This is a genomic window from Anaerococcus sp. Marseille-P3625 (assembly GCF_900232825.1).
Lineage (GTDB): Bacteria > Bacillota > Clostridia > Tissierellales > Peptoniphilaceae > Anaerococcus.
Genome location: NZ_OCTP01000010.1, coordinates 350,128 through 376,911, shown reverse-complemented (window position 1 = coordinate 376,911; position 26,784 = coordinate 350,128). Strand labels below are relative to the sequence as shown.

At 30.2% G+C, this 26,784-nt stretch carries 27 protein-coding genes; 1 reads left to right on the top strand and 26 read right to left on the bottom strand.

Going from position 1 to position 26,784, the window contains the following annotated elements:
- Window positions 1-42: 42 nt before the first annotated feature.
- The 10 genes from brnQ to nth all read right to left on the bottom strand — a co-directional run bounded on the left by brnQ (window position 43) and on the right by nth (window position 9,279).
- Window positions 43-1,392: a branched-chain amino acid transport system II carrier protein gene (gene brnQ, locus CS884_RS03135; protein ID WP_099320613.1), complete on the bottom strand. Its 1,350-nt coding sequence runs from the start codon at window positions 1,390-1,392 to the stop codon at window positions 43-45.
- Between the two features lie 115 nt (window positions 1,393-1,507).
- The gene (locus tag CS884_RS03130) at window positions 1,508-1,858 is read right to left on the bottom strand and encodes a Spx/MgsR family RNA polymerase-binding regulatory protein (protein WP_099320612.1); all 351 of its coding nucleotides are present in this window, start codon (window positions 1,856-1,858) and stop codon (window positions 1,508-1,510) included.
- A gap of 100 nt (window positions 1,859-1,958) precedes the next feature.
- On the bottom strand, window positions 1,959-3,254 hold the full coding sequence (gene eno / locus CS884_RS03125) for a phosphopyruvate hydratase (protein ID WP_099320611.1): 1,296 nt from the start codon (window positions 3,252-3,254) through the stop codon (window positions 1,959-1,961).
- 25 nt (window positions 3,255-3,279) lie between these two features.
- Window positions 3,280-4,032 (bottom strand): triose-phosphate isomerase, encoded by a 753-nt coding sequence (gene tpiA / locus CS884_RS03120; RefSeq protein WP_099320610.1) that lies wholly within the window; start codon window positions 4,030-4,032, stop codon window positions 3,280-3,282.
- Between the two features lie 9 nt (window positions 4,033-4,041).
- Window positions 4,042-5,238: a phosphoglycerate kinase gene (gene pgk, locus CS884_RS03115; protein WP_099320609.1), complete on the bottom strand. Its 1,197-nt coding sequence runs from the start codon at window positions 5,236-5,238 to the stop codon at window positions 4,042-4,044.
- Between the two features lie 60 nt (window positions 5,239-5,298).
- Window positions 5,299-6,303, bottom strand: a complete 1,005-nt coding sequence (gene gap, locus CS884_RS03110; RefSeq protein ID WP_099320608.1) for a type I glyceraldehyde-3-phosphate dehydrogenase — start codon at window positions 6,301-6,303, stop codon at window positions 5,299-5,301.
- Window positions 6,304-6,397: 94 nt separating this feature from the next.
- Window positions 6,398-7,327, bottom strand: a complete 930-nt coding sequence (gene trxB / locus CS884_RS03105; protein ID WP_099320607.1) for a thioredoxin-disulfide reductase — start codon at window positions 7,325-7,327, stop codon at window positions 6,398-6,400.
- Between the two features lie 12 nt (window positions 7,328-7,339).
- The gene (locus tag CS884_RS03100) at window positions 7,340-7,798 is read right to left on the bottom strand and encodes a tRNA (cytidine(34)-2'-O)-methyltransferase (RefSeq protein WP_099320606.1); all 459 of its coding nucleotides are present in this window, start codon (window positions 7,796-7,798) and stop codon (window positions 7,340-7,342) included.
- Window positions 7,791-8,642, bottom strand: a complete 852-nt coding sequence (locus tag CS884_RS03095) for an HAD family hydrolase (RefSeq protein ID WP_099320605.1) — start codon at window positions 8,640-8,642, stop codon at window positions 7,791-7,793. Before CS884_RS03095 ends, CS884_RS03100 begins: the two co-directional genes overlap by 8 nt.
- Window positions 8,635-9,279 carry an endonuclease III gene (gene nth / locus CS884_RS03090; RefSeq protein WP_099320604.1) on the bottom strand — a complete coding sequence of 215 codons (645 nt, stop codon included), beginning with the start codon at window positions 9,277-9,279 and terminating at the stop codon, window positions 8,635-8,637. The genes CS884_RS03095 and nth overlap by 8 nt, the downstream gene beginning before the upstream one ends.
- A 106-nt stretch (window positions 9,280-9,385) precedes the next feature.
- On the opposite strand from nth, the gene rodA reads away from it, so the two are divergent.
- Window positions 9,386-10,573, top strand: coding sequence for a rod shape-determining protein RodA (gene rodA / locus CS884_RS03085; protein WP_099320603.1), 1,188 nt, complete (start codon window positions 9,386-9,388; stop codon window positions 10,571-10,573).
- On the opposite strand, the gene CS884_RS03080 is transcribed toward rodA, so the two are convergent.
- The 16 genes from CS884_RS03080 to scpB all read right to left on the bottom strand — a co-directional run bounded on the left by CS884_RS03080 (window position 10,570) and on the right by scpB (window position 26,784).
- A complete protein-coding gene (locus CS884_RS03080) occupies window positions 10,570-11,205 on the bottom strand; it encodes a V-type ATP synthase subunit D (RefSeq protein ID WP_099320602.1) in 636 nt (211 codons plus the stop codon). The two genes, rodA and CS884_RS03080, sit on opposite strands and share 4 nt — an antisense overlap.
- 1 nt (window position 11,206) lies before the next feature.
- Window positions 11,207-12,571 carry a V-type ATP synthase subunit B gene (locus CS884_RS03075; protein WP_099320601.1) on the bottom strand — a complete coding sequence of 455 codons (1,365 nt, stop codon included), beginning with the start codon at window positions 12,569-12,571 and terminating at the stop codon, window positions 11,207-11,209.
- Window positions 12,571-14,322 (bottom strand): V-type ATP synthase subunit A, encoded by a 1,752-nt coding sequence (locus CS884_RS03070; RefSeq protein WP_099320600.1) that lies wholly within the window; start codon window positions 14,320-14,322, stop codon window positions 12,571-12,573. Before CS884_RS03070 ends, CS884_RS03075 begins: the two co-directional genes overlap by 1 nt.
- A complete protein-coding gene (locus CS884_RS03065; RefSeq protein WP_099320599.1) occupies window positions 14,306-14,911 on the bottom strand; it encodes an ATPase in 606 nt (201 codons plus the stop codon). The genes CS884_RS03070 and CS884_RS03065 overlap by 17 nt, the downstream gene beginning before the upstream one ends.
- Window positions 14,912-14,923: 12 nt before the next feature.
- Complete coding sequence (locus CS884_RS03060; protein WP_099320598.1) at window positions 14,924-15,163, bottom strand: V-type ATP synthase subunit F; 240 nt, start codon at window positions 15,161-15,163, stop codon at window positions 14,924-14,926.
- Window position 15,164: 1 nt separating this feature from the next.
- The gene (locus tag CS884_RS03055; protein ID WP_099320597.1) at window positions 15,165-15,590 is read right to left on the bottom strand and encodes an ATP synthase subunit C; all 426 of its coding nucleotides are present in this window, start codon (window positions 15,588-15,590) and stop codon (window positions 15,165-15,167) included.
- A 30-nt stretch (window positions 15,591-15,620) separates the two neighbouring features.
- The gene (locus CS884_RS03050; RefSeq protein ID WP_257875741.1) at window positions 15,621-17,498 is read right to left on the bottom strand and encodes a V-type ATP synthase subunit I; all 1,878 of its coding nucleotides are present in this window, start codon (window positions 17,496-17,498) and stop codon (window positions 15,621-15,623) included.
- A 102-nt stretch (window positions 17,499-17,600) separates the two neighbouring features.
- The gene (locus CS884_RS03045) at window positions 17,601-18,488 is read right to left on the bottom strand and encodes a hypothetical protein (protein ID WP_099320596.1); all 888 of its coding nucleotides are present in this window, start codon (window positions 18,486-18,488) and stop codon (window positions 17,601-17,603) included.
- Between the two features lie 2 nt (window positions 18,489-18,490).
- Window positions 18,491-19,471 (bottom strand): V-type ATPase subunit, encoded by a 981-nt coding sequence (locus CS884_RS03040; RefSeq protein WP_099320595.1) that lies wholly within the window; start codon window positions 19,469-19,471, stop codon window positions 18,491-18,493.
- Window positions 19,472-19,563: 92 nt separating this feature from the next.
- Window positions 19,564-20,913, bottom strand: coding sequence for a tRNA (N6-isopentenyl adenosine(37)-C2)-methylthiotransferase MiaB (gene miaB, locus CS884_RS03035; RefSeq protein ID WP_099320594.1), 1,350 nt, complete (start codon window positions 20,911-20,913; stop codon window positions 19,564-19,566).
- A gap of 62 nt (window positions 20,914-20,975) precedes the next feature.
- A complete protein-coding gene (locus CS884_RS03030) occupies window positions 20,976-23,114 on the bottom strand; it encodes a bifunctional 4-hydroxy-3-methylbut-2-enyl diphosphate reductase/30S ribosomal protein S1 (RefSeq protein ID WP_099320593.1) in 2,139 nt (712 codons plus the stop codon).
- Complete coding sequence (locus CS884_RS03025) at window positions 23,092-23,709, bottom strand: 1-acyl-sn-glycerol-3-phosphate acyltransferase (protein ID WP_099320592.1); 618 nt, start codon at window positions 23,707-23,709, stop codon at window positions 23,092-23,094. The genes CS884_RS03030 and CS884_RS03025 overlap by 23 nt, the downstream gene beginning before the upstream one ends.
- Window positions 23,699-24,352 carry a (d)CMP kinase gene (cmk, locus tag CS884_RS03020; RefSeq protein WP_099320591.1) on the bottom strand — a complete coding sequence of 218 codons (654 nt, stop codon included), beginning with the start codon at window positions 24,350-24,352 and terminating at the stop codon, window positions 23,699-23,701. The genes CS884_RS03025 and cmk overlap by 11 nt, the downstream gene beginning before the upstream one ends.
- The gene (locus CS884_RS03015; RefSeq protein ID WP_099320590.1) at window positions 24,349-25,563 is read right to left on the bottom strand and encodes an NAD(P)/FAD-dependent oxidoreductase; all 1,215 of its coding nucleotides are present in this window, start codon (window positions 25,561-25,563) and stop codon (window positions 24,349-24,351) included. Before CS884_RS03015 ends, cmk begins: the two co-directional genes overlap by 4 nt.
- Window positions 25,560-26,261 (bottom strand): pseudouridine synthase, encoded by a 702-nt coding sequence (locus CS884_RS03010; protein WP_099320589.1) that lies wholly within the window; start codon window positions 26,259-26,261, stop codon window positions 25,560-25,562. The genes CS884_RS03015 and CS884_RS03010 overlap by 4 nt, the downstream gene beginning before the upstream one ends.
- Window positions 26,251-26,784: an SMC-Scp complex subunit ScpB gene (scpB, locus tag CS884_RS03005; RefSeq protein WP_099320588.1), complete on the bottom strand. Its 534-nt coding sequence runs from the start codon at window positions 26,782-26,784 to the stop codon at window positions 26,251-26,253. The genes CS884_RS03010 and scpB overlap by 11 nt, the downstream gene beginning before the upstream one ends.

Sequence of the window (26,784 nt, the reverse complement as noted above, 5' to 3'; positions counted from 1 at the left end):
TCTCCTCTTAAAAAAACTGGCAGTCTAGCTGCCAGCACTATATCAAATTTTACTTTTATTTTTTGATTTATCAATAATAAAGCCTATTATAAATCCTATTAATCCCAAACTAATCCATGAAAATCCCAAATCAAAGCCTGGTAAAATTCCCTTTGGTAAAGCCAAAAAGTTTTCTACAATATTACTCTTAGAAATTATTTCTGGTGAATTTTTTAAAAAATCAAAAAATGCTGCTATACATGTAAAACCTAGCGTCCACTTGTAAATAATTTGGTTTTTACCCAATTTCTTTGATAAAAGTGAAAGAATAATCAACACAATACATAGTGGATACAAAAACATTAATACTGGTATTGATAAGGAAATTATTTTATTTAAGCCTAAGTTTGCTATTAAAAACGAAACTCCAGCAAAAATAAAGCAATACTTCTCATAAGAAATGTCAAATTTTAATAATTTATTAAACATTTCAGAACAAGCAGATATCAATCCTATGCAAGTTTTTAAACAAGCTAAAGTCACAATTAAACTAAGAAGAATATGTCCATATTTTCCTAAATAATAATGAGATATTTTTGCTAAAACCAAGGCACCATTTTCTTGTATTGGAAAAATTGCTGTAGATTCAGATCCCAAAATTGCAAGCATAGCATAAACCAAGCTCATTCCAACCAGGCAAACTAAACCAGATTTAAATGTTTCTGATGCAACTCTTGAAGGTTCTTTAATTCCTAATTCTTTAACTGCTCCAATAATGATTACTGCAAAAGCCAAAGATGCTGGTGCATCCAGTGTATTGTATCCATCAACAATTCCTTTTATAAAAGGACTATTTGCATAAGTTTTAGTTGGCTCTATGCTTTTTAGTGGTCCCATAGGATTTATCAAAGATAATATTACTAAAATTGCTAATAAAACTAAAAATATCGGCGTCATATACTTTCCTATGGTATCTACAAGTTTACCCTTATTTAAGGCGAAATATAAAGATAAAGCAAAAAATACTAAGGAAAAAAGCAAGAGTGTAATTCCATCGCTAATATTTAACACTCCCTTTAGTGAAACTTCGTAAGAGACAGTGGCAGTTCTTGGAATTGCAAAACCAGGTCCAATTGTTAAATATAGTAGAATCGTCATAAAATAAGCAAATTTATCCCCAGCGGGCCTTACCATTTCAAATAAAGATTCGCTATCTGTAAGTGCTGCTGCAACAATTCCAATTACAGGAAGTCCTACTCCAGATATTAAAAATCCAATCGTTACGGGTGTTAAGTTATAGCCTGATTTTTGTCCTAATTCTAGTGGGAAAATTAAATTTCCAGCCCCAAAATATAAGCCAAAAAGCAAGGATCCTATTAGTAGAATTTCTTTAAAATCTAATTTCTTTTTCATTATAATTCCTTTCTTATTTGGATAATTATATCAAATCATTAAAAATAAAACAAAAAAAATTGACCATTACAAGTAAAATTTATTGTAATAGTCAATATTTGCAAAATCCTTGGCTTTATAAATTTTCTATATATTTTTTAACATCTGGTCCTATATAAATTTTCCCATCGTCAGTAAAAAGTATCGGTCTTTTTACAAGCATTCCATCTGTTGATAATAATTGATATGCTTCGTCCAAAGTAATTGATTTTAATTTATCTTTAATGTTATTTTCTCTATAAATTTTTCCAGAAGTATTAAAAAATCTTTTTATCTCAAGACCTGTTTTTTCATGCCAATCTTTTATTTCTTTGGCAGTAGGATTTTCTTCTTTAATATCTCTATATTCGTAGCTAATTCCTTTTTCTTCTAGCATTTTTTCAACTGATTTACAGGTTGTACATTTTTTATAGCAAATAAGTTTCATAAAAACTCCTTTAATTATTTTATAAACGTTTAATAGGCTTATTTTTCATAAAAAAATCTAAAGGCAGCATTTAAGCTGCTTTTAGATTTTTATTTTTTTATTATTTTTTAAGATTGTAAAATGCGTCCAATCCTTTAAATTCAGCACTATCCCAAAGTTCTTCTTCAATTCTTAGCAATTGGTTATATTTTGCAACTCTATCTGTTCTTGAAGGAGCACCTGTTTTGATTTGTCCAGCATTAACTGCAACAACAAGATCTGCTATTGTAACATCTTCTGTTTCGCCAGATCTGTGGCTTACTACTGCAGTGTATCCAGCTTCTTTTGCCATTTCAATTGCATTGAGAGTTTCTGTTAGAGAACCAATTTGGTTAACTTTAATTAATATTGAGTTAGCAACTCCTTCTTTGATACCTTTTTCAAGTTTTTCGGTATTAGTTACAAATAAATCATCGCCAACTAATTGAACTTTCTTGCCAAGTCTGTCAGTAAGTTTTCTCCAACCTTCCCAATCATTTTCGTCAAGACCATCTTCAATTGATATAATTGGGTATTTTTCAACTAAGCTTTCTAACCAGTCTATCATTTCTTCTTCAGAATAAACTGTGCCTTCTCCTTCAAGATGATATTTACCATCTTCTGCGTTGTAAAATTCACTTGCAGCACAGTCCATTGCTATATAAACATCTTTGCCAGCTTTATATCCGGCTTTTTCTATAGCTTCAACGATTATTTGAAGGGCTTCTTCATTTGATTTAAGGTTTGGAGCAAATCCACCTTCATCACCTACAGCTGTGTTGTAACCTTTATCTTTTAAAACTTTCTTTAGGCTATGGAATACTTCTGCACCAATTTGTAGAGCATTTGCAAAGCTATCTGCTCCAAGTGGGAAAATCATAAATTCTTGAATATCAACAGAGTTATCAGCATGTTCGCCACCATTTAAGATGTTCATCATTGGTGTTGGCAATAATTTTGCATTAACTCCGCCTATATAATTGTAAAGTGGAAGTCCTAATTCATCAGCAGCAGCCTTTGCACAAGCTAATGATACACCTAAAATTGCATTTGCACCAAGATTTCCTTTATTTTTTGTTCCATCAAGTTCTATCATTGCATTGTCAATGGCAATTTGATCAAATACATCGTAGTTTAAAATTAATTCTTCTGCTATTTTTTCGTTAACATTATCTACTGCTTGTATTACAGACTTACCTAAATAATAATCATCGTTTCCGTCACGAAGTTCTACTGCTTCCCATTGTCCTGTTGATGCACCTGAAGGTACAGCTGCACGACCAAAGCCACCCATTTCTGTTTCAACTTCTACTTCAACTGTTGGATTTCCTCTTGAATCAAGAATTTGTCTTGCATATACACTTGTTATTAAACTCATTTTAAAATCTCCTTATTAATTTTATTTATTTTCTATGATTTACTAAAGCAGCAAAATCATCTGCTTTTAAGCTTGCTCCGCCTACTAATGCACCATCGATATTTTCTTTTGCCATTAATTCTTTAACGTTTGCTGGTTTTACTGATCCACCGTATTGAATACGAACTTTTTCAGCTGTTTCTTTTGTATATAAATCAGCAACTAAGTTTCTAATGTAAGCACACATTGCTTCTGCATCATCAGCAGATGCTGTTTTTCCAGTTCCTATAGCCCAAATTGGTTCATAGGCAATGATCATCTTCTCTACTAAATCTTCGCTTACATCTTTAAGATCTGCTGTAATTTGTGATTTTACCTTTTCTTCTTGCTTATTCGCTTCTCTTTCTTCTAAAGATTCACCGCAGCATAGAATAGGTGTAAGATCATGAGCGAAAGCAGATAGAACTTTTTTATTTATAAGTTTATCGCATTCGCCAAAAATATCACGACGTTCGCTATGGCCTAATATTACATAGTTTGCTTTGATATCATTTAGCATTAGTGGAGAAATTTCACCTGTAAAGGCACCTTCTTCTTCAAAATACATATTTTGTCCACCAAATTTGATATTAGTACCCTCTAATATTTCTGATGCTAAAGTTAAGTCAATAGCTGGTACGCAAACGCCTGCTTCTACTTCTGAATCTAGTTCTTTTTCTTTAATTGCATTTAATAGTTCTTTAGCTTGACTTGGAGTCTTGTTCATTTTCCAATTTCCAACAATTACTGGTTTACGCATAATATCTCCTTATTTATCTTCAATTGCTGCTATTCCTGGAAGAGTTTTTCCTTCCAAAAATTCTAAGCTAGCACCGCCACCTGTTGAAACGTGAGTTATTTTATCCTTTAATCCAGCCATTTCTATAGCTAGTGCAGAATCACCACCACCTACAATTGTTATAGCAGAAGAATCTGCTAAAGCTTTTGCAACTTCATTTGTTCCATTTGAGAATTCTTTTATTTCAAATACTCCCATAGGTCCGTTCCAAACAACTGTTTTAGCATTTTTAATTTTTTCAGCAAACATTTCTGCTGTCTTTGGTCCAATGTCTAAAGCTTCTTTATCTACTGGAATATTGTCGATATCAACAATTTGAGTTTCTGCTCCAGCCTTTATTTCATCAGCAATTACTGCATCAATTGGAAGAAGAATTTCAACATTATTTGCTTTAGCTTTTTTGATTAAGTCTAAAGATAAATCCATTTTGTCTTCTTCAAGAAGTGATTTTCCTATTTCTTTGCCTTGAGCTTTTAAAAATGTATAAGCCATACCACCACCGATTAGAATGGTATCAACTTTACTTATTAAATTATCGATTACACCAATCTTATCAGATACTTTTGCACCACCAAGGATTGCTACAAATGGATGTTCAGGATCTTCTAAGGCTTTGCCCATAATGTCAATTTCTTTTTCAATTAACAAACCAACAGCTGATGGTAAAAGACTAGCAACTCCTACATTTGATGAATGTGCTCTATGGCTTGTGCCAAATGCATCATTAACATAAATATCTGCTAGTGAAGCTAATTCTTTTGCAAAAGATTCATCATTTTTTGTTTCGCCTTTTACAAATCTTGTATTTTCTAAAAGTGCAAGATCTCCAGGATTTAAGTTCTTAACTTCATCTTTTACCTTATCGTCAACTACAAGATCTGAAGCTAGGAAATGGAATTTTTCGCCATAGTGATTTTCTAACCAGTTAGCAACAGGTTTTAAGCTAAAATCTGCGTTATTTTCCCCTTTTGGTCTACCTAAGTGGCTCATCAAGATTACGCAAGCTCCATTGTCTAGTAAATAGTCAATTGTTGGGATTGCAGCTTTAATTCTAGCGTCATCGGCAATTGCACCCTTATTTTCTTTTGATAAAGGAACGTTAAAATCAACTCTTACAAGAACTTTCTTGCCTTTAACATCTATATCTTTTATAGTTTTTTTATTCATAATTTTTCTCCATGCGCAAAAAAGGGCAAAAGAATAATTTCCCTTGCCCTCAAATATTTCTTATAGTTTAGCTAAATAATCTAATGTTCTTACAAGGTTTGATACATATCCTGCTTCGTTATCATACCATGCAACAGTTTTAACTAATTGAGTATCTCCATTTTCAACAACTTTTGTAAGTTGAGAATCAAATATTGAACCTGCTGGGTATCCAATAATATCGCTTGATACTACATCTTCAGTTTCATAAGCAAAGGCATCGTTTGAGTATTTTTTCATAGCTTCATTTACTTGTTCAACTGTAACTTTCTTTTCTAGAATTGAATATAATTCTGTAACTGAGCCTGTAATTGTAGGAACTCTTAAAGCTGTACCATCAAGTTTGCCTTCAACTTCTGGAATTACTTTTCCAACTGCTTTTGCTGCACCTGTAGATGCTGGAATTGTATTTTGAGCTGCTGCACGACCACCTCTAAGATCTTTCTTACTTGCTAGAGTATCTTGAATAGCTTGTGTAGCTGTATAAGCGTGAATTGTTGACATTTGACCTGTAACAAAACCAAATTCTTTTAATAGTACATTTACCATTGGTGCAAGACAGTTTGTTGTACAGCTTGCTGCTGAAACAACTGTTTCAGATCCATCAAGTATTTCATGGTTTACACCAAAAACGATAGTTTTCATATCACCTTTACCTGGTGCTGAAATTAAAACTTTCTTAGCTCCAGCTTTGATATGAGATTCTGCTTTTTCTCTTTCAGTAAAGAATCCTGTACATTCTAGAACAACATCTACTCCTAGATCTGCCCAAGGTAAATCTTCTGGATTTCTTTCAGCAAAAACTTTTATTTCTTTGCCATTAACTTTAAATCCTTCTTCAGTTTCTTCAAAATCACCTTTGAATCTTCCTTGTGCTGTATCATATTTAAAGGCATAAGCAAGACCATGTTTGTCAATAAGGTCATTGATTGCTACTACTTCAATATCTTGTTCAATTTCTGCAATTCTTCTAAGTGTAAGACGTCCTATTCTACCAAAACCGTTAATCGCTACTTTTGTTGTCATTGTTCCTCCTAAAATTTTCATTCATAATTATTTAACTATCTGTTATGAATTTGTCAAGTTATTAATCCATGGAAAAGTTTTCCTGATTAAATTGTTACCATGCTTCGCCTTCTAGATATCTATTAGCAATCACTGCTGCTATGCATCCATCTGATGTGGCAGTTACCATTTGACGAACTTTTTTGACCCTGGTATCTCCAACTGCAAATACTCCTTCTATATTTGTCTTCATATCTTCGTCGGTTTTTATATATCCATTTTCCATTTCTATTTGATCTTGGAAAATTTCTGTTTGAGGAAGATATCCTATAAATATAAATACCCCAATTGGTTGATTATCATCACTTTTTAATTCTTTTTCTTCGCCAGTTTTGACATTTTCTATAATTATTGATTTAGCTTGATTGTCGCCTTTGATCTCTTTAATTACAGAATCATATTGGAATTTTATCTTTTCATTATTTTCACATTTGTCAACAACAATCTTGCTTGCTCTAAATGAATCTCTTCTGTGGATAATAGTTACAGATTTTGCAAATTTTGTAAGATGTAAGGCTTCCTCAAGGGCGCTATCTCCTCCACCAACAACAAATATATCAAGGTCTGTGAAGAATGGTCCATCACAAGTTGCACAATAGGAAACTCCCCTACTTGCAAATTCTTTTTCACCTTTTACATCTAAATTCCTATGGCTTGCTCCAGTTGCAATTATTACAGCCTTTGCCTCGTAAATGCTACCATCTTTTGTGTGGATTTTTTTAACTTTTCCTTCCAATTCTACTTTTGTGACATTTGCTGATAAAATTTTACAATATTCACTTGCTTGCTCTCTCATTCTTTCAGCTAAAGCCATTCCAGTTGGATCTTCCATTGATCCTGGATAATTCTCTACATATGCAGTTGAAGATATTTGTCCACCAGGAACTGCTTTTTCAATTATTAAACAATTTAATTTAGCTCTACCTGCATAAAGTCCTGCACTTAAGCCAGCTGGACCTGCTCCTAATATTATTAAATCATACATTCTTATCATCTCCTAAAAATTAAAATTATTTTGTCTTAATGCTTCATAAAGTACAATACTAACCGAATTTGCGAGATTTAAAGACCTATCTATTTCTTTTGTCATTGGTATTGTTAGTATTTTTTCTTTGTTTTTTTCCAAAATATCCTTATCAATACCTTCTTTTTCTCTACCGAAAATCAAATAATCATTGTCCTTAAATCTAACATCAGCATATGCTTTATCACTACCAGTTTCTATTAGATAAAAATTCTTATCCTTGATAAATTCCTCAAATTCTCCTAAGCTATCATGGATTTTTAAATCAAGCTTATCCCAATAATCAATTCCTGCTTTTTTTAATGATTTATCAGATAAATCAAACTTAAAAGGTCTTACTAAATGTAAGGTTGATTTTGTTAAAACGCAAGTTCTTCCAATATTTCCAACGTTGCCTGGATATTCTGGCGATAAAAGAACAATATTAAACACTTGGATTTTCCTTATTGTAATTTATTATTATATCCTTAGCATTAACAAACCCATTTGAATCATTATCCAAAACAACATGACTTGCAGCATTTTTTACAGATTCATTAGCATTTCCCATAGCAAAAGAAATTTCAGAATTTTCTATCATTGGAAGATCATTAAAAGAATCCCCAATTGTTGCAATTTCATTACTATTTATACCCAAAAATGCTGCTAATTCTAAAATTGATGACCATTTATCTACATTCTTATGCATTATTTCTATAAAACCAAAACCAGAAGATGTTACATAAAGCTCGTCTAAAAATCTATCTTCTATGATTTTGACAGCTTTTTCTTGGCCATAAGGATGGCTATCAAGTCCTGATATTAACATCTTATTTGCCATATGTTTCCTTCTTTTTAGCTCCTTATAAGGATTAGAAGAAACATAAATGTCGCATTGGTAATTCATTCCATAATCACTTTGGATTTTTAAATGATTAAGCCTTTCGATGATTAATCGATTGGTGTAAAAAGTATTGGAATCATAAAAATTAAAAGAAAATTCATTTTCATCACAAAACTCTAATAGATTGACTAATTCATCATCATCTAAGGGATGAGTTGCCAATACTTCATCATTGCTTAATTTTATAACTGCTCCATTATTGGCAACCATTGGATTATCAATTCCTATTTTTTTATTGAAGTAATCGACAGATGATGAAACTCTTCCAGAAGTCAAAACTGTTTTAATCCCAGCTTGATTTAATTCTTTGATAGCTTCAATATTTTTTTCGCTAATATCAGAATTGCTATTTAATAAGGTTCCATCCATATCAATTGCAAATAATTTAATCATTTTTACTCCTATAATCTATACAAAATTCATTTATGGGGCAAGAAAGACAAAGAGGATTTCTAGCCTTACAAATTGCTCTGCCATGGGTAATAAGTTGTTTATGGGTCAAATTCCAGCGATTTTTATCAATATTTTCCATTAAATCTTTTTCAGTAGCTATCACATCTTTACCATCGGCGAGACCTATCCTGTTTGAAACTCTAAAAACGTGAGTATCTACGGCAAAAGCTGGTATTCCAAAAGCATTAGCTAAGACTACATTTGCAGTTTTGCCACCTACTCCAGGTAGAGTAATGAGTTCCTCTTTTGTTCTTGGAACTTGACCATTAAATTCTTTTAATAAAATTTCACTTGTTTTTTTTATATTTTTAGCTTTAGTTTTGTAAATCCCTATAGATTTTATCCAATCTTCAAGCTCAGCTAATTCCATATTATTAAAATTTTCTGGCGTATTTGCCACTTTAAAAAGTTTATTTGTGACTTCATTTACTCTTTTATCTGTACTTTGTGCTGAAAGCATAGTAGCAATTAGAGCTTCAAAAGCAGTCGAAAATTTTAATAGATTCTTTGAAGGATCTGGATAAAGTTTATCTAAAATACTTAAAACTTTTTTAATTTCACTTTTACTTAAAATAATATCACCTTTTCCTTTATTAAAAACTATACTCTTCTTGTATTGTTATTACATATTTATGAATTTTAGATTAAATGGTATAATAATACTTTAGAATAGGGAGTGTATAATGTTTAATTTAAAGAAGAAAAATATTAAAGATATAGATTTACTTTTGCTTATATCGACAATTGCCTTAAGTGTATATGGACTTGTAGTCCTTTTATCAGCTTATGGGGGAAATATTTCTGCAATTAAAACTCAGTTGATATCAACTATAATTGGATTTATTACCATAGGAATTTTATGTACAATGGATCTTGATGTTATAAAAAGATCTTTTCGGGTAATTTACGGAATATCTATTGTCCTATTGATATTAACTTTGCTTATAGGTAGAGGATTGGATGCCTGGGGAGCAAAATCTTGGATTTATATTGGTTCATTTTCTATACAACCATCAGAAATAGTAAAAATTTTATTGATATTTTCATTTGCTGCCTACCTTGACAAATACAAATTGACCATTAATGAGCCAAAAAGATTAATCTTAAGTTTGATTTTTGTTGGATTTCCAGTTGGATTGATTTTACTACAACCAGACTTTGGTACGGCTATGGTTTATTTATTTTTTATTGCTGCTATGCTATTTGTGGCAGGAATTTCATGGAAATGGATACTAATTTTGTTATTTGCAGGTTTAACAGTCGGATTTATAATTTTTACAAATTTATCTGGTTATAGAGCCGATAGAATTCAAAACTTTCTAAATCCTAACAGAGATACTTCAGGATCTAACTGGCAACAACAACAAGGGCTTATTGCTATTGGATCTGGAATGTTAAATGGTAGAGGTTATATGAAAGGAACTCAATCACAATATGGTTATATTCCAGAAAAAGAAACCGATTTTATCTTTTCTGTTTTAGCAGAAGAAATGGGATTTATAGGAGCTGTAATTCTTATAATTCTATTTGCTATAGTTATTTTAAGATTAGTAAAAATAGCAAAAAATTCTCGCAATACCTTCGTAAGCAATATGGTAACTGGAATTGCTGCAATGCTTTTTATCCATATTTTTGAAAATATCGCTATGACAATTGGACTTATGCCTGTAACGGGTATTCCCTTACCTTTTCTATCCTCTGGAGGAACCTTCCAGCTAATTTGTCTAGCTGAAATTGGATTAGCACTTTCAGCATCCATGCAAAGATCTATAAAAGATCCTGACATCTTAGATTATGATACAATTTCTTTGGTAGATTTAAGTAAAATTTCAATATCAAGTAAAAGAAACATAAAAACACCGACCATTTAGTTGTCGGTGTTTTTTGTAAGTTTTCTATCTTTTACCATTTTTGTCTTTGAAAATTCTTCTCTTTCCTTTTCCTCTATGAGCGAAGAAATTTCCTTGATCGTATCTTCAAGCTTAGGTATTTGTACTTTTTCTAATGAATTTACTTTTTTACTTGTCTTTTTTATTTGTCTATCTAAATTGTTAATTGTCGTATCAATTTCTGCAAGTTTTAAAATTTTCCCTTTTAATTCGTTAAAAGAAAGTAGAGCTCTATCAAAACTAGGATTAGTTTCATAAAATGAATAAGATAAGGAAAGTTTTGATGGCACAAAATCTATATCGTAGACTTTTGTTTGCATAAATTCACTTTCCTTTAAGCTAATACTATTATCTACTGGTATAAGTCTTGAAATATCAGCAAGCTTTGATTCTCCCATGGTCACCATCGATTTTTTGAAATTTTTCCTAACTTTTTCTAAGCTTTCATTTACCTGGTCATTAAGTTCATTTCTTTGTTTAATTTTGCTATCGTGAGCTTTTATTAAAGCTTTTCTTGATTTATCCAAAATATCTAAACCAGTATTAAGGAGTTTAAGCTTATCTTTGGAGGCAATTAGATTAGCTTTGGTAGGAGCTGTAGATTTAATTTCCATATTACTTACCTATAAACTTATCCAAATTTTCTGGACTTACTCTATGAAGTTCTGTTCTTGGTAAAATGCTTAAAATTTCCCAACCTAAATCAAGACTTTTTTCTAGTTCTCTATTTTCAGTAGGATCTTGAGATAAGAATCTTTTTTCAAATTCATCACCAAATTCAAGATACTTTTTGTCAATTTCTGATAAATCTTCTTCACCGACAATTTGTGAAATATTTCTAACTTCACCAACATGAGAATATGATTCATATATCTGATTCATCAAGTCCTCATGATCAGCTCTGGTATAACCTTCTCCAATTCCATCTTTCATAAGTCTTGATAATGATGGTAAAACATTTATTGGCGGATATATTCCCTTATTAAATAAGGATCTATCAATAACTATCTGTCCTTCTGTGATATAGCCTGTCAAATCTGGAACGGGATGTGTTATATCATCATTTGGCATAGTAAGAATTGGTATTAGTGTTACTGATCCTTTTTTACCTCTAATCATTCCTGCTCTTTCATAAATTGTCGCCAAATCTGAATATAAATATCCTGGATAACCCTTACGAGAAGGAACTTCTTGTCTAATTGAAGAAACTTCACGCAAGGCTTCTGAGTATGATGTCATATCTGAAATTATTACCAAAACGTGATAGCCTTTTTCATAAGCCAAGTATTCGGCAGCTGTCAAAGCACATTTAGGTGCTATCAGTCTTTCCATAATGGGACTATCAGCAAGATTTTGATACATTACAACCTTATCACGAACTCCAGCCTTATTAAAAGCATCTTCAAAAAACATTGCTTCATCTTTTTTTATTCCCATAGCTGCAAAAACAAAAGCAAAGTCTTCATCTGTTTTTAGCTTTGCTTGTCTAACAATTTGAGCTGCAATTTGATTATGGGTTAAACCATAGCCTGAAAATATTGGCAATTTTTGTCCACGAATTAAAGTAGTAAGAGTATCAATTGCAGAAATACCAGTTTGGATAAAATCACGAGGATATTCACGAGCAACTGGATTTAATGGTTCTCCCTCAATGGAATATTTTTTTTCTGCATAAATTTCCCCACCATTGTCAATTGGACGAGCTAGGCCATCAAAAGTTCTTCCTAGAATTTTTTCATTTAAAGGAATTGCTAGTGGCTTTTCTTCAAAATTAATGACTATGTCATCTAAGGAAAAATCCTCAGTATTTCCAAAAACTTCGACTGAAATAGTTTCATCATCAATTTTTACTACTTGTCCTACAAAATCCATGCCAAGAGCACGAATTGATACTACAGCGTTATAACTAACGTCAGAAACATTTTCTATTTCTATGATGGAGGATTCTATTTTTTTTACTTTTGTATATTCTTTTTTCACTAGTTAATCCCTCCTTCCAATGAAATAAAATAATTTTCAATTTCATTATTTAAATTTATGAATTTTTCCAAGTTGTCATTGGCTATAGTATATTTCATTTGTGTAATTTCATTTATAAGATTAGAATTGTATAAATCTTTATAGCTTACTCCATTTTTTATAGCATTGGAAGAATGTTTGAGGTAATTATTTATAACTTCTAGCATTCTAATTTGTTTTTCTAATGGAACATATTTATCAATATCGTTGTAAGCATTTTGTTGTAAAAATCCTACTCTTATAAGTTCTGCAACATCTAGGATATTTTTTTGGCTATCAGATAAAGCATCTTTACCTACTAGCATTAAAATGGATTTAATTTCTTCTTCTTTTAACAAAACATTCATAAGCTCATTTCTAATAGCAATTATGTCTATGCCTGTTTTTTCAATATAATATGATTTTATAGTATCAAGATAATTTGAATAAGATGTCAACCAGTTTATTGCAGGATAATGACGAGAATAAGCAAGTTTTCTATCAAGTCCTAAAAATACGTTGACACTTCTTCTAGTATTTTCTGTAACTGGTTCTGAGAAATCTCCACCTGATGGAGATACAGCACCTATTATTGTAACTGATCCTTCTGAGCCATTTAGATTTGTAAAATATCCTGCTCTTTCATAAAATTGAGAAAGTCTACTTCCTAAATATGCAGGATAGCCTTCTTCTGCAGGTATTTCTTCTAGACGACCAGAAATTTCACGCAAAGCTTCAGCCCATCTTGATGTAGAATCTGCCATCAAAGCTACATGGTAACCCATATCTCTAAAGTATTCGGCAATTGTAATTCCTGTATAAATACTAGCTTCACGAGCTGCTACTGGCATATTTGAGGTATTTGCTATAAGAATTGTTCGCTCCATTAGACCATAACCAGTATTAGGATCTATTAATTCAGGAAATTCCTCAAGTACTTGGGTCATTTCGTTTCCACGCTCTCCACAACCAATGTAAATAATTATATCGGCATCAGAATATTGAGCGAGTTGATGTTGGAGCATAGTTTTTCCTGTTCCAAACCCACCTGGTATAGCAACAGTTCCACCCTTAGCTATAGGTAAAAATATATCAAGAACTCTTTGGCCTGTATTTAATAAAAGTTCAAGTGGTCTAATTTTTTTTACTGGTCTTGGAACTCTTACTGGCCAATATTGATAAAGTTTTAATTCCTTTTCGCCTTCTTTTGTAGATAATTTTACAATAGTATCCTCAAGAGTATAAGAGCCTGAAGCTTTAACATCGATTACAGTTCCATCAAAACTGCTCATAAGCCTATGCTCTATCGTTTTTGTTTCCATAATGGTAGCGTAAATATCACCCTTGTGAATTTGATCACCCTTAGAAACTTTTATCTCTACATCCCATTTTTTTTCATCGTCTAAATTTTCAAAACCAATTCCTTGCGGAATAAAAGCTCCATGCTTATCTTGTATTTTTAGAAGTGGTCTTTCTATTCCATCGAACATATTTTTCAAAAGACCTGGTCCAAGTTTTACAGAAAGAGGTCTACCAGTAGAAATAACTTCTTCGCCACTAGATAATCCAGATGTATCTTCATAAACTTCTATTGTAGCAAGCTCTCCTTCTACAGAAATAACTTCACCAATTAATTTAAGTTTACCAACTGAAACCATCTCGCGAATTTTAAGTTTTCCTGCGTTTTTTGCTGTAACAACAGGTCCATTTATTGTTTTAATTATTGGATTCATTAAAACTCTCTCTTTCAATTAATTTGTACAAAGTTTTACCAATTTCATATTTTCTATCTTTGATCATTTTTAGATATGTTTTGTTATATTGGTAATTGCCCTTAGTTGATTTTAATATAAAACCACCAAGATATTTATCATCCATAATACCAAGATTTGGATAATCAAGATATTTAGTGTCTAATTTTTTGACCAAAATTAAATAATCATTTGGATCTTCTTTTAGATTATCTATGGTATTATCAATGCTTTCTTTTAGTTTATTTTTGTACTCATCAGTTTTTGTATAATTTTCTAACTTTTCTTCTATTGCTTCTATCAAATCATTAAGTAGTAATTCTTTGTGGGAATAAAAATTGGTCTTTTGTTCTTCTTCTAGCTTTGAAATTTTTTCATTTGCTCTAATTTGAGCGAAATTTCTTCGAGCTATCAAAGATTCTTCTAAATCTTTTTCTAGTTTTTCTTTTTTATCTTCAATTTGATTACTATTAACAATTGTTGAATTATACAATTCATCTTCACTTTTTGCTTTTGCTTCACCCCAAACCATTTTCCTAAAGCTTGTAAGTTTTGCATTTAAATCGAGCATAATACCCTCCTATCAACCATCTATTACAACAATTAAAGGGATGCTTTCTTTTTGTTTATATAAGCTAAGCTCTTTACTAATCCATTCTTCAATTGTTCTTGTTAGTATTAAAACTGCCAAGTTTTCATCTTTGATTGAATTTTTAAACATTTCTTTTGCTTCACTTGTATTTTTAACAAGCTTCCCTTCAATAGATCCTAATCTAAACATAACTAATAGACTAGGGTCATTAGTTAGTATTCTTGCCTTCATTTTATGCGTTTAAAATCATTATAGAGATTATAACACCAAAGATAGCAATACCTTCTGCAAGACCAACGAAGATAATTGTACGACCTAATATAGATTGGTCTTCAGAAATTGCTCCAAGTGCTGCAGAACCTACATTACCTACTGCAAATCCTGTACCAATAGTAGCAAGACCAGTTGATAATGCGGCACCTATATATTTTAGTCCATCAGCACTGCTGGCAGCAGCACCTCCTGCAGCTATTGAATTTGCTGGTAATAGCAATACTATAATCATCGCCATTATTGGGACAAAGGTGAATAGGTTAATTTTTAACGCTTTTCTAATTTTATTTTTTGATGAGTCTTCATTTGTTTTTAATAGATACAAACCTGAATAAATTGTTATAGCAACAACTGCTAGTGCTAAAAATGCAATATTTTTTATCATAATTTTCCTTACTTTCCTTTTTTAAATTATTTATTTACTAATTGGTCTAAATAAACGACCATTTCCTTCGTAATACTTACTAAACATTTCATAAAATTCTAGTCTTAATCCTTGGATACCTACAATCATGCCCTCTAGACCTATTATAAATATATTTCCAATTACCAATATTATAAAGCCCTTGACACCACCACCAATAAGTTTTGCCATAACTTCAAAAGCCATATACAAACCAACGTGGTTTATGGCAAAGGCTCCAACTCTTGTAAAGGATACAAGATTTGAAAATACCGAAAGTAGAGCTTCTATAACTGAAAACGAACCTTCGAGATAGTAATCTCCCTTTGCTTGGTCATATAATCTTTTGTTTCCTTCTAACTTTCTTGCTATAGGTTGTTTAAATATTATCATCACTATAGAAAGTATAAGCAAGATTAGGCCAATAGTTTTTGGAATAGGACCTATATTTACAATTGCAAGAACTATAATGATAAATGCTGTCATCATCATAAGCCCTGCAAGCCCTTCTTTGCCAAAGATACCTTCTTCAATGTTTTTTTGAAGGTGAACTTTGTTATAGATACCGATTATATATGAAATCACCATCAAAGTCACACCAAATGCAACTGAAGCAATTAGGACTGTCATAATGTTATCAAATGGTTTTATCAGCAAGGCAGGGATCAAATCTTCTCTACCAAAAAACGAACCATACATTAGCCCAAATACGGATGCTGATATACCAATTCTCTTTAATAGTGCTCCAAAAGTTTCATTTTTCTTTGATAGCCAGAAACCAAGTCCTAAAAATACTAAACCTTGACCAAGATCTCCAAACATTAGTCCATACAAAAGCATATAAGTTATGGCAAAAAATGGTGTTGGGTCAATCTCATTATAAGATGGAGGACCGTACATATTTACCATATATTCAAAAGGTTTTACAAAAGGATTGTTTTTTAACCTTGTTGGCGGCTGTTCACTAACTTCTGAAACTTCTTTGCTATTAATAAGTGTGTTTTTATGTTTGCTTTCTAGTTTTTGAAAACTCTCAAGTTTACTTTCTGGAACCCAACCTGAAAGATAAAAATAATCACTTCCATGAGCCATATCATTTTTTAAATTGTTAGCTTTTTCACTATAATCCAAAGAATAAGGTATATTTTCTAATAAATCTTGATAGTTGCCATTTATATTTCTAATCTCTTTAGTAACTTCATCAAGCCTTTGACTTGTTTTAAATCTTTCGTCATCAATAGAATCAATCAAAAAATCTTTAGGTATATCTTTATCTATAAAACCTAGCGTATTTATAGATCTTGACACATCTTCTCTTACTTGCTTTGGATAAATTAATAAGTAGTTTTCTTCGTTAGATTTTACATATTGATTATTTTTGTTTGTTTTAGGTGGACTTTCTCCATCTTGAGATTCGTATTTACTACTAATTAGAGTGTTGGGATATTTTTTTCCAAGCTTTTCAAAATCTCCCAATTTGCTTTCAGGAACTTTCCCTGATAGATAAAAATACTCGCTTCCATGAGCCATATTATTTTTTAGTTCTTTAGCCTTGTTATTGTAATCCAACGTGTAAGGAAGGTTATCTAAAATTTCTTTATTGTCACTTTTTAAATTTTCAGTTTTCTTGCTTATTTCATCAAGTTTTTCTATAGTAGAAGATTTCTCATAATCCATAGAATTCATAGAAGAATCATCAGGTGTATCCTTATCTAAAAAACCGAGAGTATTAATGGATCTAGATACATCTTCTTTTACTTTTTTCGGATAAATTAATAAGTAACTTTCATCATCAGCTTGTATATTAGACCTAGAATCCACTTTTTTGTCTTTATTATTAAGCATTTGATTTTTAGAAGTCATTTCCTGATCTGGATATTTATTTTTCATAATTTTAACTTCCTTTTTTCATTTATAACTTAAATCTATATTTATAGCTTAAAGTTACTTGTAACATATTTTATACTAAATTCTTAGTTTGATTTTATAGAATCAAAGTTTTAAATCCTTGTCGTCAATTATAGAAGTAACGACATCTTCAACAACTTCTCCCTTATATTTCTCATAAATTTCATCCATAAAATCAATTTTTGATTGATAATCTAAGTTGATTTTCTCAATCTTAACATCTGCAGCATCTAAAATTTCCTTATAGATTTTGTCAGATAAATCTTTATTCTTAGAATTATAGTCTTGATCTAACCTTAAACTTACATTTCTTGTATTGATTATTTCATCGTTAAGAATTTTTTGTGTTTGAACTTCTAAAGTATCGGTCGTTTGATCAAGCGAATATATATCATCCAAAGCTCTAAGATTTGCATTATCTATCCTACCATCAAGGTGAATTATAAGAGATGGTATATTTTCATAATTATTTTTTAATATAAAACGACCATCTTCTGAAACTGATCCATACCTATAATCAAAATGTTTTAAGTTTTTTACTTTTTCGATGTCAATTTTGTATTCCTTCAATAATTGAACATTTTCAGAATAAACATCAAGTATTTTTGACTTTTCTTCCAATTCTTCCTTTTCTTTTAATAAAGATTTCAATTTTTCGTATAATTCGTTGATTTTATTTCTGTCAACCAACCTTTTACTAGAACTATCCTTTAAATTTAAAGATTCTTTTAATTCTTTGAGTTTTTCAATAAAATCATCGGAATCTTCTTTTTCAAAACCTGAAAGTTCATTGATATCTTCAGTTATATCGACATTTTCTGCTGAAGCTTTAATATTAAAGTTTCTGTTAGTCACCTGGTTAAAAGCATCAACTGGTTCAATATCTCCAATTTGTATTACATCTTCAAGAAATTCATCCAGATTTTTTAGCTTTGAAACCATATTAACTAAATACATTTTTTCTACTGCCATAATTACCTCACAATTAAATATTCTAAACGCTCATCAATTGAAAAACTATCGTCCATTTCTATCAAAGCTTCGATATTCTCTCCACTAATAAAAATAATATTCATAGCAGAGATGACATATAATATATCTGACTCTTCCTTAGTTATTTCGCTTTGATAGAGCTTATATTGGTATTTCCTAAATTCTTTTTGAATATTATTTTCATTTTTGAAGATTCTTCTATATTTGCCGGCACTTACAAATTTTACCAAATCATCTATTGATAACATCGATAATTCTTTTAATCTCTTGCCATTAAATTTGTTGCCGCCAGCTATAAGATAATTAAATATACCATTATCATCTATATCATAGAAACTTTTCAACCTATAAATCATTTGAAAATTAGCTAAATTAATCTCTTCTCCCAAAAAATTTAATATCTTATCTCTTTGATCTGCCGGGAATTTTTTGGCAAGTTTAATTAATGATCTATAATAATATTTCATTAAGGAGTTAGATAATAAAAATATCAAATTTTCCCTTTGCATATTTTTATTTAAAAACGGTAAAAGAGTTCTGTAATATTTACTTTCTTTGTTAAATTCTACAAATTTCTCCAAATTCATATCTTCTTGTAAAACAAAATTCTTAGAAAGGGGATTTGCTAAAAAATCCAGATAATTTCTTTTAAAATTTTCATTTACTAATGCTTCTATTATTTCTTGTAAAAATAATATTTCGTACTTTGAAAAATAAAGGTTAAATAAATCACTTTCAATGCCTTGTAGAAAATAGTCGATACTTTTTAACTCATTAAAAATATACCTAAAATTGCTCCTTTCAATTGTTCTTTTATCCATGTTTTGATCGATTGAAGGATTTTTTTTAGCTATGATATCAATTTTTTTATTATAGTCATTTTCTCTAGCAAGATTTAGATAAAATTCATTATCAGGAATTTTTCCTAACTTTGCCTTAGCTTTTACTACCACATCTCTCATTTTCGTCTCCTTTAACAATAGAATGATAACACTGTATTTAATACAAATAAAGGATTATAAATAATTTTTATTTTTAATATATTAATTGTTTACTATTTCACCAAATCTCCTGCTATCGTAAAAGATGTATTATCTGTAATTTTAACATCTACAAATTTGCCAATTAAATCTTTGCTTGCTTTGACATGACAAAGCTTAAAAGTATCTGTGCGGCCTGTCATTATTTCAGGGTTGTTTTTTGATTCTGATTCAATTAGTACTTTAACGGTTCTTCCTATATATTCATTATTTTTTTGATAAAATATTGGATATAATTCATCTAAGAGTCTTTGAAATCTATCTTGCACTATCTCATCGTCAATTATCGGAAGTTTTGCAGCTAATGTTTTTGGTCTTGGACTGTACTTAAAGGTAAAGGCTGAATCAAATTGAACTATTTGGCACGCTTCTAAGGTTTTTTGAAAATCTTCTTCAGTTTCTGTTGGAAATCCTACAATTATATCTGTGGATAGCGCTATGCCGGGGATTTCTTTTTTTAATTTATTGGCTCTTTCGATGTATTTTTCTATTGTATATTTACGGTTCATCTTCTCTAAAACATCATTTGAACCAGATTGCATTGGTAGGTGAAAAAAATTACATATATTATCATTATCACGCATAACATAAACTAGCTCATCTGAAAGATCTTTAGGATGACTTGAGGTAAATCTGAGTCTTTCAACACCTTTTATTTTTGCAACTCTGTTTAATAATTCTGGGAAAGTAAAGCCATAGTTAGTCTTATTGCCGTAAGAATTAACATTTTGTCCTAAAAGTGTAAATTCTTTATAGCCTTGATCCACAAGATATTCAATTTCTTCTATTATTGAGTAAGGTCTTCTAGATTCTTCTCTACCACGTGATTGTGGAACTATGCAATATGAGCAAAAATTATCGCAACCTCTCATAATATTTACATAAGCCTGAAAATAATTGGTTGAATTATATTTTTCAAAATCATCTTTTCCATAATCTGTTGAAATATCTATGACTCTTTGACCAGTTTCAAGAAATCTTAATATTAAATCAGCTAAAGAATTTATATTTTTTGTTCCAAATACTATGTCAACTTCCTTATGCTTATTAACTATAACTTCTCTTGCAGTTGAAGTTTGCATCATACAACCAGAAACTACAATTATTTTTTCTGGGTGCTCTTTTTTTAGTTTTTTTAAGGAAGAGACTTGACCATAGAGCTTTAATTCTGCATTTTCTCTTACTAAGCAAGTATTAAACAATATAAAATCTGCACTATTTCTATCAGAAGTATAAGTATATCCTAAATCTTCTAGAATATATGAAATTCTTTCAGAATCATGCTCATTCATCTGACAACCAAAAGTTGTTATATTGTATTTTTTCCCCTTAAAATATTCTAAATATTTTTCTTTTAATTCCATCTATTCCTCATTTAAAAAGAAGATGACATGAATCATCTTCCTTTTTTATTAACATTTCAGTATTATAATTCTTCGTTGTTTTCGTCAACTTCGTTATTTTCTTCAATAGCTTTTTCTTCTTGATTAATAGCTTCTTCATTGGATTCAGCTGCTATTAAATCAGAGCCACCTTGTTCAAATAAAGCTTGTTCAAGAAGGTTTCCTAAGTTGTTATTTAAGTCAGCATCTGAACTAAAGTTTTGGCTGTGATCTTTTTCAACTTTTCTTCTTGGTTTATTGTTAGCCTTGTTTTCTCTTCTAACTTTCTTTTCTGGTCTTTCTGGAGCTTCTTGTAATTGTTTTATTGATAAACCAATTTTTTCAGCTTCTTTATCTATGGAAATAATTTTAACTTCGATTTCTTGATTTAGATTTAATTCATCTGATGGTTTTTCAACATGATCCCAAGAGATTTCTGAAACGTGAACCAAACCTTCAACACTATCAGCTAATTCAACAAAAGCACCAAAATCTAGTAGGTTAACTACTTTACCTTTTACAACATCTCCAACTTCGTGGCTATTTACAAATGCTTCAAATGGTTTTTCTAGTAATTGTTTACGTCCAAGAGAGATTCTATTTTTCTCTTTGTTTAATTTTAGAATTTTAACTTCTATGCTATCACCAACGTTAAGTACATCAGAAGGAACTTCTACTCTTGACCATGCAATATCAGATACGTGAAGTAATCCGTCTAATCCATTTACTTCAACAAAAGCACCAAAATCTGTAAGTCTTGCAACTTTACCTTCTACTACTTGTCCTTCTTCTAAATCTTCCCATTTTTCTTCTAATTCATTTTCTAAAACTTCTTTTCTAGATAAAACAAGTCTATTTTTTCTTTCGTCTATTGATAAAATTTTTAATTCCCAAGTTTCACCTACAAACTTTTTGAAATTTTTTACAAAGTATGTAGCTATTTGACTTGCTGGAATAAAACCTTGAATGCCATTAACTTCAGCAGTTAATCCACCCTTGTTAGATCCTACTATATGACCTTCTACTATTTCGTTATTTTCAAACTTATCTATAAGTTCTTTCCAAGCTTTCATTCCTTGTACTCTTCTTGTTGATAAAGAAACATTTCCTTCACCATCGTCAAGTTTAATAACGTACACGTCAATTTCGTTGCCAATTTCAAAATGATCTTTTGGATTTTCTTTTTCTTCTTCTGTCATTTCATCTAATTTTACAATTCCATCTGCACGATATTGGATGTCAACAAAAACCTCATCATCTTTAACATCGATAACTGTTCCTTTCACAATATCCTTTGGATAAACTTTCTTAAAGCTATCCTCAATAGAATTCATAAAATCTTCTTTTGTAAATTCGTCCATTTTACTTACTACCTCCTCAATAATCTCATCAGGTGTGGATGCACCTGCGATTATTCCAATTTTTTTAAATTCAGAGAGCTTTTGCAAAGGTAGATCTTTAACAGTCTCAATCCTAAAAACATTTTTATTATATGAACTAGCAACATCAAAAAGCTTGTTCGTATTAGAACTATTAAAACCACCAACTACAATCATGCAATCTACTTCTCTAGATAAATTTTTGCAAGATTCTTGCCTTAATCTTGTAGCCTTGCATATTGTGTTATCTATTACTACACTACTATCATTATTTTCTTTTAAGAAGTTCGCAATACAATAGTAAAAGTCCTCTCTATTTGTCGTCTGAGAGACTACATAGATAGGCTCCTCACTTTTAATATTTTTTGCTTCAGTCTCATCTTTAATTATTATACCATTTTTTATATAAGAGTCCATAGCTTTTATTTCAGGATGGTCTTTATTTCCTACAATTACAATTTGATATCCTTCATTTTCTTTTTGAATTATTTTTTTGTAAATATTTTTAAGGACAGGGCAAGTTGCGTCTAGCAATTCATTGTTATTTTCAATTAAAATATTTTTTAAATCTTCACTTTCTCCATGAGCCCTAATTAGTATAAGAGAATCTTTTATTTTCAAAGCTTCTTCTTTTGTTATCACATTGATTCCTTGATTTTCCAAGGATTTCACAAGCTGTGGATTATGAACTAATGGGCCAATGCAATATTTATCTTTCTTGCTTTCAAGTGCTTTTTTTGCTAAATCAACCGATCTTTTTACCCCAAAACAAAATCCAGAATTATTTGCTATTATAATTTCCATCTTTACTACTTTCTAATTTTTCATTATGGCTTTGATAAATTTTATAAAATAATTCATCTGTCATTTTTACCATTGCTTCTTTTGATTTTAATGGCAGATATTTTTCTACTTCAATTGCTTTATTAATATTTATATAAGTTTTTCTAAAGGGTTTGAATGTTGAAATTATTTCAACGGGGATTATGTTACATTTTGCCTTTAGAGCAATGTATATTACACCCTCTTTCATATTTTCTCTATCAATATTTTTTGTTCTTGTTCCTTCCGGCATTATTCCAAGAATTTTATTTTCTTTTATCAATTTTATTGAGTGTTTAAGGCTTGCCATATCTCTGCCATCTCTTTGAACAGGAAAAGCTCCCAATTTTTTTACGGCACTTCCAATAATTGGCCAATCGAATATTTGTTTTTTTGCCATAAAAATAATAGGATCTTTAATAGCTATAGCTAAAAAAACTGGGTCCCAATTAGATTTATGATTAGAGCAGAGTATATAGCCATTTTCTTTTGGCAAATTTTCATAACCATTTATTCTAATCCTAAAAATGGGCTTTATAATTATTTGTAATATTATTTGTAAAATTTTATAAAACATCTTCTTTATCCATATAAGATATAATCGTTTGTAAAGTTTGTTCGATACTTTGTTTAGAATTGTCAATTTCTAAGGCATCGTCAGCTTTTTTTAGTGGAGAAATTGCTCTTGAAGAATCATATAAATCTCTTTTTATTAATGCTTCTTCGATTTCTTCAATACTTAAATTAGATTCTTTTTGTAAAAATCTTCTTTTGGCTCTTTCTTTAGTGCTTGCAGTTAGGTAAAATTTGTACTTTGCATTAGGAAATACAACTGTTCCAATATCTCTGCCATCAACTACAAAAGATTTTGTGCTTGCTATTTGTCTTTGCTTAGCTACTAAGTTTTCTCTAATAATTTTATTTGCTGAAACCCAGGACGTATTTTTGGTAACTAAATCAGTCCTTATAAGACTTTCTATATTTTCTCCGTTTAAGTAAATTTCATTATTAATAAAATCTATTTTTATTTTATTCAGAGCTATTGAAATTTCATTTTCTGTAGAATTTTCTTTAATATTATTGTCTAAAAAATATTTACTGACTGCCCTATACATTGAACCAGTGTTTAAATATTCTATTTTTAAAATTTCTGCAAGTTTTTGAGAAATTGTAGATTTGCCAGAACCACTAGGTCCATCAATTGCAATAATATATGTCATAAGTCCTCCTTTATGGAACTTTGAGCTTGATAGGCTGTTGTAAATGTCAATTGTAAATTATAACCACCAGTTAATCCATCTATATCTAAAACTTCTCCTATAAAATAAAGTCCTTTAACAAGTTTAGATTGCATAGTTTTGGGATCTATTTGATTAATATCAACGCCACCTTTTGTAATTATGGCTGTGTTAAAGCCACCAAATCTATCAAATTCCAAAGTGAAATTTTTGATAATATTTATAATTTCCAATCTTTGGTCTTTGTTTATTTCATAGGCTTTAAGATCTTCTTTGATATTTAATCTTTTTAAAATTATCTCTGCAAGTGAAGCTATAAGAAAATTTTTTAAGATATTTATTATATCTTTTTTAGGATTTTCATTTAGAACTTTTATAAATTTTTTATCCAGTGTTTTATAATCATCTTCAGATAAATCAAGCTTTATAGAATTTATTTTACTAGAAATAGCTAAAGATGATAGATTTAAAACTATTGGTCCAGAAATAAACTTACTTGTTAATAAAACTGAGCCTTTTTTCGAAAAAATATCTTCATCTGTTTTAATTGTAAGCGTCACATTTTCCAAAGTTATAGCCTTTAAATTGCAAAGATCCTTATCTTTAAAAAATATCGGAACTAAGCAAGGAAATGTTTTTGTGACATTATGATTAAATTTTCTAGCAAATTTAAAACCATCTCCTGTTGAACCAGTATTAGGATATGAAAGTCCTCCTGTGGCTATGATAACTATATCAAATTCATAGCTTTTATTTTTAGTTTTTACAATAAAATTTTTATCTTTAATTAAATCTATAACTTCTTGGTTTTTAATAAGTTTGACAGATTTTTCTTTAATTCTATCTTCAAAAAATTTGATAACATCTTTAGCTTTTTCTGATTTTGGGAAGACTCTATCGTCATCCTCTGTAATTAAATCCAAACCATTTTTTGTAAAAAAGTCAATTGTAGCAAAGTTATCATGTTTTGCAAAAGAAGAATAAAGGAATTTTTTATTTGAAACTATATTATCTAAAAATTCCTTGTAAGTTTTTGTATTTGTAAGATTACATCTCCCATTTCCAGTAATAAGAATTTTTTTCCCAATTTCATCGTTTTTTTCCAAAATAGTGACATCTGTATTTTCATTTTTTAAATTAATAGCGCAATAAAGTCCACTTGCTCCTGCACCAATGATTCCAATTTTTTTCATATATTATTTTTAATAAGTTTTACAAATTCCATTTCTTTTTTATCAAAAGCTTTGTAAGAAGAAAGTTTAAGTCCATCTAGATTAATTGCACCAATTCTTATCCTACATAGGTCAATTACATTTGACCCTAAAGTTTGAAACATTCTTCGTATTTGCCTATTATAACCTTGTTTTATCATAACTCGGTAGGTATCTGTTCCAATTAATTTAAGATAAGAATTGCTTGTTATTTCACCATTTCCTATATCTAGACCCTTTTTAAATTTTTCTTCATCTTTTTTTGATAAAACCCTATCTACTTTTACTATATATTCTTTGCTTATCTCATGACTTGGGTGAGTTAATGCATTGGCAAAATCCCCATCATTAGTAATTATCAAAAGTCCGTGGCTATCTTTATCAAGTCTTCCCGCTGCAAAAAATCTTTGATCCATAAAAATCAGATCGTTTAGATCTTTTTTGTTATAAGGATCAAAATTGCTGGTAATAAAGCCTATAGGTTTGTTTAATTTGTAATAAAAATGTTTTTCTATTTGCAAAATTTGGTCGTCAACGGTAATAATATCGTCATCTTTTGTGTCGTAAGAAAAATCTTCCAAAATCTTTCCATTTACTACGACCTTGCCTGAACTTATAAGTTCATCTGCTTTTCTTCTTGAACAAAATCCAGATTTTGCTATGTATTTATTAATTCTCATTGTTTATTTCTTCTTGATTTTCTATTTTTGGTAATTGTGATAAATCTTCTAAATCAAAATATTTTAAAAACAAGTCGCTTGTTATATAAATTATTGGTCTTCCAATTTTATCAAGCCTACCATTTTCCAAAACCAGTCCTTTTTCTATCAAATTATCGATAGACCTTTGCGAGTTTACACCTCTGATTTTATCAATTTCGACCCTAGTAATCGGTTGTTTGTAAGCAATTATGGAAAGAGTTTCAAGAGCTGAAGAGCTTAATTTTTTTGGAGTGTTTTCTACAAATTTCTCAAAATATTTGTGGTGCTTATTTCTGCTTACTAGTTGGTAAGTATTGCCAAATTTTTTTAAAAGCAAGCCACTTGCACTTTTTTCTCTTTGTATGCTTATATCATTTAGGGCTTCTATTATTTCTTTTTTGCTTGCTTCAGAGATTATTTGACATAGATCGCTAATTTCTAAAGGTTCGCCCCGCACATATAAGATTTCTTCTATAAGTCCTTTTAAATACTCTTTTTCCAT

What these genes read in the sequence shown, in the direction of transcription:
- brnQ (WP_099320613.1), bottom strand. Translation starts at nt 1,392, where the DNA reads ATGAAAAAGAAATTAGATTTTAAAGAAATTCTACTAATAGGATCCTTG.
- CS884_RS03130 (WP_099320612.1), bottom strand. Translation starts at nt 1,858, where the DNA reads ATGAAACTTATTTGCTATAAAAAATGTACAACCTGTAAATCAGTTGAA.
- eno (WP_099320611.1), bottom strand. Translation starts at nt 3,254, where the DNA reads ATGAGTTTAATAACAAGTGTATATGCAAGACAAATTCTTGATTCAAGA.
- tpiA (WP_099320610.1), bottom strand. Translation starts at nt 4,032, where the DNA reads ATGCGTAAACCAGTAATTGTTGGAAATTGGAAAATGAACAAGACTCCA.
- pgk (WP_099320609.1), bottom strand. Translation starts at nt 5,238, where the DNA reads ATGAATAAAAAAACTATAAAAGATATAGATGTTAAAGGCAAGAAAGTT.
- gap (WP_099320608.1), bottom strand. Translation starts at nt 6,303, where the DNA reads ATGACAACAAAAGTAGCGATTAACGGTTTTGGTAGAATAGGACGTCTT.
- trxB (WP_099320607.1), bottom strand. Translation starts at nt 7,327, where the DNA reads ATGTATGATTTAATAATATTAGGAGCAGGTCCAGCTGGCTTAAGTGCA.
- CS884_RS03095 (WP_099320605.1), bottom strand. Translation starts at nt 8,642, where the DNA reads ATGATTAAATTATTTGCAATTGATATGGATGGAACCTTATTAAATAGC.
- rodA (WP_099320603.1), top strand. Translation starts at nt 9,386, where the DNA reads ATGTTTAATTTAAAGAAGAAAAATATTAAAGATATAGATTTACTTTTG.
- CS884_RS03080 (WP_099320602.1), bottom strand. Translation starts at nt 11,205, where the DNA reads ATGGAAATTAAATCTACAGCTCCTACCAAAGCTAATCTAATTGCCTCC.
- CS884_RS03070 (WP_099320600.1), bottom strand. Translation starts at nt 14,322, where the DNA reads ATGAATCCAATAATTAAAACAATAAATGGACCTGTTGTTACAGCAAAA.
- CS884_RS03065 (WP_099320599.1), bottom strand. Translation starts at nt 14,911, where the DNA reads ATGCTCGATTTAAATGCAAAACTTACAAGCTTTAGGAAAATGGTTTGG.
- CS884_RS03060 (WP_099320598.1), bottom strand. Translation starts at nt 15,163, where the DNA reads ATGAAGGCAAGAATACTAACTAATGACCCTAGTCTATTAGTTATGTTT.
- CS884_RS03055 (WP_099320597.1), bottom strand. Translation starts at nt 15,590, where the DNA reads ATGATAAAAAATATTGCATTTTTAGCACTAGCAGTTGTTGCTATAACA.
- CS884_RS03050 (WP_257875741.1), bottom strand. Translation starts at nt 17,498, where the DNA reads ATGAAAAATAAATATCCAGATCAGGAAATGACTTCTAAAAATCAAATG.
- CS884_RS03045 (WP_099320596.1), bottom strand. Translation starts at nt 18,488, where the DNA reads ATGGCAGTAGAAAAAATGTATTTAGTTAATATGGTTTCAAAGCTAAAA.
- CS884_RS03040 (WP_099320595.1), bottom strand. Translation starts at nt 19,471, where the DNA reads ATGAGAGATGTGGTAGTAAAAGCTAAGGCAAAGTTAGGAAAAATTCCT.
- miaB (WP_099320594.1), bottom strand. Translation starts at nt 20,913, where the DNA reads ATGGAATTAAAAGAAAAATATTTAGAATATTTTAAGGGGAAAAAATAC.
- CS884_RS03030 (WP_099320593.1), bottom strand. Translation starts at nt 23,114, where the DNA reads ATGGAAATTATAATAGCAAATAATTCTGGATTTTGTTTTGGGGTAAAA.
- CS884_RS03025 (WP_099320592.1), bottom strand. Translation starts at nt 23,709, where the DNA reads ATGTTTTATAAAATTTTACAAATAATATTACAAATAATTATAAAGCCC.
- cmk (WP_099320591.1), bottom strand. Translation starts at nt 24,352, where the DNA reads ATGACATATATTATTGCAATTGATGGACCTAGTGGTTCTGGCAAATCT.
- CS884_RS03015 (WP_099320590.1), bottom strand. Translation starts at nt 25,563, where the DNA reads ATGAAAAAAATTGGAATCATTGGTGCAGGAGCAAGTGGACTTTATTGC.
- CS884_RS03010 (WP_099320589.1), bottom strand. Translation starts at nt 26,261, where the DNA reads ATGAGAATTAATAAATACATAGCAAAATCTGGATTTTGTTCAAGAAGA.
- scpB (WP_099320588.1), bottom strand. Translation starts at nt 26,784, where the DNA reads ATGGAAAAAGAGTATTTAAAAGGACTTATAGAAGAAATCTTATATGTG.